The sequence below is a fragment of the Methanobrevibacter sp. genome (genome assembly GCF_017432245.1).
In the GTDB taxonomy this organism is placed as follows: Archaea; Methanobacteriota; Methanobacteria; order Methanobacteriales; family Methanobacteriaceae; genus Methanobrevibacter.
Window position 1 is genome coordinate 39,415 of the sequence record NZ_JAFRJO010000046.1, and the last position, 8,425, is coordinate 47,839.

Consider the following 8,425-nt stretch of genomic DNA (forward strand, 5'->3'; position numbering starts at 1 on the left):
TAAATTGATATCATCTTTTTTTTTAAAAAATTTTATATTTTATAAATAGTAAACTATATATTAACTGTTAGTTAATTAACAAATATTTTTATTATAAACATAAAGGGGACTTACTTATTTTAAAACAAGATATAAGACAAATATTAGATGAATATCTAGTATCTAGGAAAACTTATGATTCTTCAAAAAATCCTATTTTTAAATTTATTAAAAATGATTTTAAACGAGATTTAGAACGTGCTTTAGGTGAAAATTTTTCTATAGATTCCTATTCTAGAACTAAAGATTTAGGAACCATTCCTCGTGTAAAAATTATTGATAACACTGTTGCTGATCAAGATTTTTACTTAAATCTAATGTATTATTTTAAAGCGGACATGTCTGGATTATATTTAATATTAAAAGTTCCATATGAAAGAAAAACTAAAACCAAATATGGTAAATATTATGCTAATTATCTTAGAAATAAATCAAATTACATTAGGGAGTTTTTAGAAGAAAACGGTAAACTTGAAGAAAATTTAGTTTTCAGTGTAGATTTAGCTGAAAACAGAGTTAAATCAAAGTTACATGATAGTGCAACAATAGTGGCTAAATATTATGATAAGTATACTATTCCATCTACAGAGGATTTAGTTTTGGATATAAAACGATTTTCAGATTTACGTAAATTTGTTTTAAATAATTATACAGATCAAATTGACATCTCTGTTGATGAATGGGTCTCTGCTTTAGAAAATAATACTGTAATTGATAATAAAATGTTCAGTATTCTTGAAATCATGTATGATATAGTAGATTATCAAGTTACTACTGGTCAATTAATTAAAATAAGAGAAAAATTAGGTTTTAGTAATGAGAAATCCTATAACAGTACAATTATTGCTAATTCAAATAGAGTAAAGAATTTTTTAAACAAGAAAGCAGTTTATAATAAAGACGGGACTGAAAATTATTGGATGAGATTTTTTTATGGATCAGAGGTCAGAGCAAGGAATAAAGGTAAAACAGGAAAAGCATTCCAGTTCACATTAAAAGATGAATTGATAGAAGCTTTAGGAAAAGCTAATAGAAATAAGGATGAAGTTGATGTATTTGAAAATGTTTATGATAATGATATAGAAGAAGATTTTATTGAAACTGAAAGGGTAGATGATATGGCTGAAGAAAAATTATTTAATTCATTTTATGATTATCTTTTGTATAAAGGATATTTCTTTGATAAGGAAACAATTGAAAATTACTTATTGTCTTTAAAAGCTAAACCATTTGCTATTTTGACAGGTAATTCAGGGACTGGAAAAACCAAATTGTCTCAGCTATTTGCTCAATATCTTACAGATAATCATCCCTTAGAAAATGAAGACACTATCAGTTCTATTAATACTGAAGTTTTAGTTGGAAAATCCTCTGAAAGTGGGGGATGGTCTTTAAATAGAAATGATATAAAAGATTTAATTCCAATTGATGAACTTGAGAATAGTTATTCAATTGTTGTTGATGGTGTTCCTGCAAATGCAAATTTAAAATTAAATCCTCGTTTATTCTACAAAGGAGATGAATTAAAGCGACATCTTGCGGAATTGGCAAATGAAGATGAGAAGCAAAAGGTTCCTTTAGAAATATTATTAGATGAGGATATCACAAATTTTAAAGCCGATAAAAATTATAATAATGAAGATTATTTTTATACACAACATTTTCAAAAAGGTAATGATTTTGGGGAATATTATGTAGAATTGACCAAGAGTTCAAAACAATTTGCAAAAAACTTTGAAGATGAATTTAGTAAAACTCTTTATCCCTTTGATGAATATTATGGTACTTGCCTTGTTGAATTAAATCGTAAAGTACAAATGGCGGATGTTGTATATGAACCTTGGATTAGTTTTAAAGAAAATGAGGAGATAATAGAATATATAAAAAGTAATTATCCGAAAGGCAATGACTCAAATATTAATATTAAATTCAATTCCAAAGATATTTCAAAATGTTTAATAGAAGATTTTATTAAAAGTAATGAAATTTTGGAGGGTTTTTTAGAAAACAATAATTTAAAAAGAATAAAATTACCGCTTAAAAGAAAAGATTTCCCTGGAGATATATCTGATTTTGTTCCATTAAGGCACGAAACTCGTTGTAGGGTTATTGTTGATGACAAAATATTTGGTGAAGCAATTTTTAGATTATACATCATGTTTAAATTAAATGATGAGAATTCAATTGGTGAAGGCAAATCTGTTTATGTAAGAATACATCCTAATACTTTTGAATATAAAAAAAATAGAACATCTAATTTTGTTACTTTTGGAGAATTTATTGATTATGTAACCTATAAAAATAAAACAGGAATTGATTTATTATTTGGCCATCAAGAAGATTTGAAGAGAGATATTTTAGAAAAAAGGGGTGGAAATAATTATAAACAAAATAGTCCTAATTATAAAATAATCCCAGTAGGTGCTAATTGGACGGAAAACAGACACATAATAGGCTATTACAATGTAATTACAAATGAATACCAATCCACACCTGCATATGATTTAATAAAAGCTGCAAATAATTCTACAGAACCATATTTCCTCATACTAGATGAAATGAACTTATCTCATGTAGAACGTTACTTTGCTGACTTCCTATCAGCTATTGAAAGTGGAGAGAAAATCCCACTATATGGAGAAAAAGAACTCACTCTACCTGAAAACCTATTCATCATAGGTACGGTGAATGTAGATGAAACCACTTACATGTTCTCTCCAAAGGTTTTGGATCGTGCTAATGTTATTGAGTTTGAGACTTATTCTGCTTCTGATTACATGAATAATAAAATCAATCTCACAGCACCAAGTGGAAACATATCCTACTTGGAAAATCCATTGGCAGGAAATGAGATTCGTTCTTATGGAATAGATGAACTAAGGAATCTATTCGATGAAGTGGAATATGAAGGAGAAGCATTCTGGAATTTATTGACTAATGAAATCTATGAGTTCCAAAAAATATTAAAGGAATCTGGGTTTGATTTTGGATTCAGAGTCATCAATGAAATAGTACGTTTTATGGCTGTAGCATGGGAATATGAAGGTGAACCTGATGAGTTTGTTAATTGGACTCGCTACTTTGATGCATGCATAAAGCAAAAGTTACTTCCTAAATTACACGGTTCTGAAAAAATTATTGGAGAAACCTTAGATAAATTATATGCTAAATCTGTAGGTAATCATTTAACATATGAAACATCCAAATATCCTGAATCTGCTCGTAAATTAAAAGAAATGAAGGATATTTTAACTAAACAACGCTATGTATCATTTATTAATTAGATTTATGGGTTAAAGTATGGAACAGTATATTAAAATAAAAGCTCATAATGATGAAGGAGAGCTTTTAGGAACTATCAAACTTTCAATTGGACTGGAACGTTCTACTAAATCCACAAGGACTATTGTAGATTTTAATAAGGAAATCAAACTAGACAATTCCATATACAATATACCTTCTAATGCCTCTCTTATTTTATATAATGTTCCATTAGTATATGAATATGACAATAAGACTCCAATTCAATTTTACAAAAACAGTGAAAACAATATCAATATAATGCTGTTAGAGGAATTCAGATATAACTTAAGTTTTAAGCCAAACTATAAGTTGGATAAGGAATTCAAGGATTTAGATGTTTTCCACTCCATATTGAAATTTGAAGCTACAGTTTTAGAGCTCTTTCCGCATAGTTATAATGGATTCTTATCCTTTGGGTCTTATGTTGGAAAAAGCTATTTTGATATTTATGAAAACAATAAATCCATTTTCAAAATTCCATTTGAAGTTCGTTCTCGCAAAATCGATTATGCAACTGAATATGCGGCTATGATAGGGGATTTGTCCAAATACTCTCAAAGTCTGATATACGAATCATCTTCACCATTATCCCAACTTTTTGATTTAGATAGTATACAGGATAAGTCAAGCTATGAGGAATTCATGCTGCTTGAATACTTATTTAAGGATGAAAACTTGCCATCCACTATCGAATATCTTTCCCGAAACTTGTATTCAGCACTAATTGATACAAAAGAGGAAGTTCCTACATCATTTGCATCCAATATAAATCCAAGTGATTTGATAGATGTATTCTCTAATTCTGATAATTTGACAAAGACAAATGATCCTGATTCCATATGGCATAAGCGAACAAAAGGTCATATTCCACTAAAGATTAATGAGACAAAATACATTGATAATATTGATGTTCCTGAAAATCGTTTTTATAAGAACTTTTTGGAATCAATTGAGAATTTAATCAATCAATTATTGAAAAAAGTCCCAGAAGGATACATTAAAGACAAGCTTCAAGTATACAAAGAAACAATAAGCGCATATCTATCACAGAGATACTTTAAGGATATCGGCATGATGGATTATGTGCCTTTAAATTCACAGCTTCTTCAAAAAAAGGAGGGGTATCGTGATATCCTCCAATACTATCTGATGTTTGAGTTAGGTTTCAAGCTGAAATGGGATGAAGTCACCGATGTATTCAAAGGAAATGAGAAAAAGGTCTTTGAGCTTTATGAGTATTGGTGCTATTTTGAACTGGCAGACATGATTAGCAATATTTGTGATTCTACAATAGATTTCAATGACATTTTCTCCCTTAGTGAAGATAATATGACAATATCATTAAGAGAGGGTATTGTCAAGAAATTCTTTTTCAATGCAAATTATGATAGTATAAGAATAGATTTATTGTATAACAAAACTTTTAGAAAAAGCAAATTCAGTGACTATAATTCTTATTCAGTCAATTTAAGGCCAGATTACAGTTTAGTAATTCATATTGGAGAAGAAAGATACATTATTCATTTTGATGCAAAATACAAGTTGAACATCAATGAGGAATCCTTCAAGAATGAGGATGTTGTAAAGATGCATGCCTACAAGGATGCTATTGCAGATACAATTGGTGCTTATGTTCTTTATCCTGGAGAAAAAAAGAGATTATATCATGAAGATGAAATGAAATTGAAGTCAGTAGGGGCATTTCCATTAAATCCCGGAAAAACATCAGACAATAGAAAAGAATTGGTTGATTTTATTCATAATAAGATTTTGGATTTAAGCGATTTAAACAATTAACTTTTCTATCAAATATCTATCAAATAGATATTAAATATCTATCATATATCTATCACTTATCTATCAATTATATATCTAATATCTATCATATATCTATCACTTATCTATCAAATTACTATCATTTGCATATCGATACTTTCAAAATATTATCAAAAATCCCCCATTTTAATCAATTCTTAACTCAATTAAGTATTTATAACCAAAATAAAAAACTTAATATACTCATTTTTACAAAAATTATTATTGTAATAAAGTATACTTTATTAAATAAAAGGGTTGGTTACAATTATCCTTGTATTTCAAAATGACTGATTCTCTAGGAACATATAATAATTATTAATAGTCTTGAAATTGAAACCTTAATTATCTTAAAGGGGTTTGATTAATTGTTTCTCTTTTATCAGATCATTAATGCAAAATTATTATATTGGGGGTTGGATCTGAATTGATTATAAGGGTAATTTTCTATGATTAGAAAATGTTAGTTCCTTTAAGCTAATATTGTAGGGGTTGGTTATCTTTTATTAATTGTCAAATAATTTGACAATTAGCTAATTTTTATTTATCAAGTTTTTTAAAAAAAGAGTAAAGTACTGATTAATAATCAGTACCCATAAGTCAAGATGTTTCCATCTTCATCAACTATTCTAAAGTATCCGTCATCGTAGGTTATTCTGTATGTTCCATCTCCAAGATCTTCTCTGGAAACCTCATGCTCTGATGGATTCCACCCATCAATGACATCATCCACCTTATTGTCTGTTTTGTATTTGTCACTGCTTGATGATTGAGCGATTTTCTTCACATATATGATTCCGCTAATCATAGCCGGTTTGTAATCCTTGTTTCCATTGAACTTAGCACTAAGTGTGAAGTTGTCTGCTATAAGATCCTCTAGTCTGCACTCTCCATTTCCATTTGTCTTGAGAGTGAAGTTTTCAGTGACTCCATTAGATGCATGGGTGAGGTTTATCTCGATCTTTTCACCTGAAATCGCGTTTCCATCCTCATCAGAAAGCTTTAGTATCAGGCTGTCCCCTTCATAAAGATGTTGGCTGCTTTCCATAGTTAGAATTGCAGTTTCACCAGCACCTCCAAAAGGATTGGACAATACAAAGACTCCAATAGCAAGAATAATGATTATTGTAGCGCATATGTATATAATATCTCTTGTATTCATATTAACCCCCAAAATTGAATTTTTGATTTTTAGATAATTAATATTATTATTTCATTCTTATTTTATTCTTTTCTATTTTGGTGTGGTGATTTTTTCTATAAGTAATTTTTTCATTCATTCCTATTTTTTATTGGGCTGATTTTTTCATCCATTTCCATTTATAATCATAAAATACTTAAATGACTTATTATAAATCATATCTTGTGATATTTCTAATATCTTAAATTAGAATACATATCACTTTAGTTATCAAATCATGTTAAGGCAGTATAATCATTTGGTTATACTGCTCTACTTTTTAAAAATTTAATCAAAAATCAGTACTAATTTTCAACTTTTTTTAAAATTTTTAATAATTTTACAATTTTTATCAATCCATTATTAAAAAAATTTATATTAGATAAAAAACATATATTACATAAAGTATAATGGATATTTTTTCAATTATACTTTATATAGATTTTTAGCTAAAGATGTGAGATTAAATTACCCTAAAACTATATAATTAAAAAATTTATTAAAACTATCAAACTATATTATTTTTCCTAAAATATATGTTTAACGAAACCCCTTTACTAACCTATTATTTGGTTTTTTTAAACAATTTTATTGTTCGTATATTTTAGTCTTAATCTTTCTTTAGCTATTAATCTATATTTGCCGCTATTTTTTTAAATAAAGATTATTTTCTTCAATCATTCCCAATAATAAAAATCTTTAAATTTAATCTAATCAAAAATATATATAGATTATAAATAAATTAAAAAATTTCATAATTACTAATTCATAGGTGTTTCAATGGAAAGTCAAAACATATTAATCAAGAATGCAACTATTTTAAATCCATTGGGAAATGGAAAAACAGAAGAGAAATCTGCAGATGTATTGATAGTTGAAGATAGGATTGCAGAAATCAACGATACAATCGATGAATCAAATGCAGAAAAGATAATAGGTGCAACAGACAAGATCCTAATGCCAGGGCTCATCAACACTCACACTCACATTTCAATGTCACTTTTACGTGGAATCGCTGATGACCTTGAATTGGACACTTGGCTTAACGATCACATCTGGCCTATGGAAGCACACCTAAGCAGGGAATACTGTTACATAGGTGCACTTCTTGGTGCAGCTGAAATGATCAAGAGCGGTACAACCACATTTTCAGACATGTACTTCTATATGGATGGTGTCGCACAGGCAGTTGAGGAAATCGGTATGAGGGCAGTGTTGTCATATGGTATGATTGATTTCGGCATTGAGGAAAAACGTGAAAATGAATTCAAGGAAAACATATCTTTAATAAAAAATCACAACAATACTGCAGATGGAAGAATCACTACAATGTTTGGTCCACACTCAATTTACACCACTTCAAGTGAGCTTCTAGAGAGGGTCAGAAAGGAAGCTGATAAGTACCAAGTTGGTATCCACATTCATATGAATGAGACAATGAAGGAAATTAATGACTGTAAGGAAGCACATCAAAATAAAAGACCCTTCGAGTATTTAGATGACATTGGCATATTAAATGATGATATTGTGGCTGCTCATTGTGTATGGTTAGATGCAAATGAGATAGATTTAATCAAAAAGTATGATGTCAAGGTTTCACACAACCCATGCAGTAACATGAAACTTGCATCAGGTGCAGCACCTATAGGTGAACTATTAAGTCAAGGTGTATGTGTTGGATTAGGTACTGATGGTGCATCAAGCAATAACAATCTTGACATGTTCGATGAGATGAAGTTTGCAGCACTTCTTCAAAAGGTTTCAACTCTCAATCCGAAACTTGCTACTGCTGATGAAGTGATTAACATGGCAACATTCAATGGTGCAAAGGCATTAGGCATTGATGCAGGTTCAATTGAAGTTGGCAAGAAAGCGGATCTTATTCTTGTTGACACAAACGCTCCTAACATGACTCCAATGAGCAATGCACTTTCATCCAACTTGGTCTATTCCGCTAACGGTTCCAATGTTGACACCACTATCTGTAACGGTAAGATATTGATGGAGAATAGAAAGCTTCTCACTGTGGATGAAGGCCATATCTTAAGTGAGGCAAAAAGAGCTATTGCAGAAATGAAAGAGTTAAGG

At 29.4% G+C, this 8,425-nt stretch carries 4 protein-coding genes; 3 read left to right on the forward strand and 1 reads right to left on the reverse strand.

Features of this window, described 5'->3' with window-relative positions:
• Positions 1 to 140: 140 nt before the first annotated feature.
• Together IJI80_RS04025 and IJI80_RS04030 are read left to right on the forward strand one after the other, a co-directional pair.
• Positions 141 to 3,323 (forward strand): DUF3578 domain-containing protein, encoded by a 3,183-nt coding sequence (locus IJI80_RS04025; protein WP_292787863.1) that lies wholly within the window; start codon positions 141 to 143, stop codon positions 3,321 to 3,323.
• 16 nt (positions 3,324 to 3,339) lie between these two features.
• A complete protein-coding gene (locus tag IJI80_RS04030; RefSeq protein WP_292787855.1) occupies positions 3,340 to 5,139 on the forward strand; it encodes a DUF2357 domain-containing protein in 1,800 nt (599 codons plus the stop codon).
• A 604-nt stretch (positions 5,140 to 5,743) separates the two neighbouring features.
• Here IJI80_RS04030 and IJI80_RS04035 read toward each other — a convergent pair.
• Complete coding sequence (locus IJI80_RS04035) at positions 5,744 to 6,319, reverse strand: carboxypeptidase-like regulatory domain-containing protein (RefSeq protein ID WP_292787857.1); 576 nt, start codon at positions 6,317 to 6,319, stop codon at positions 5,744 to 5,746.
• Positions 6,320 to 7,117: 798 nt separating this feature from the next.
• Between IJI80_RS04035 and IJI80_RS04040 the strand changes: the two genes are divergently transcribed.
• Positions 7,118 to 8,425: amidohydrolase family protein (locus IJI80_RS04040; protein WP_292787859.1), on the forward strand; the 1,308-nt coding region annotated here is incomplete at its 3' end.

Bases quoted from the DNA above. Each gene is read 5' to 3' on its own strand.
- IJI80_RS04030 (WP_292787855.1), top strand. From the start codon at position 3,340: ATGGAACAGTATATTAAAATAAAAGCTCATAATGATGAAGGAGAGCTT.
- IJI80_RS04035 (WP_292787857.1), bottom strand. From the start codon at position 6,319: ATGAATACAAGAGATATTATATACATATGCGCTACAATAATCATTATT.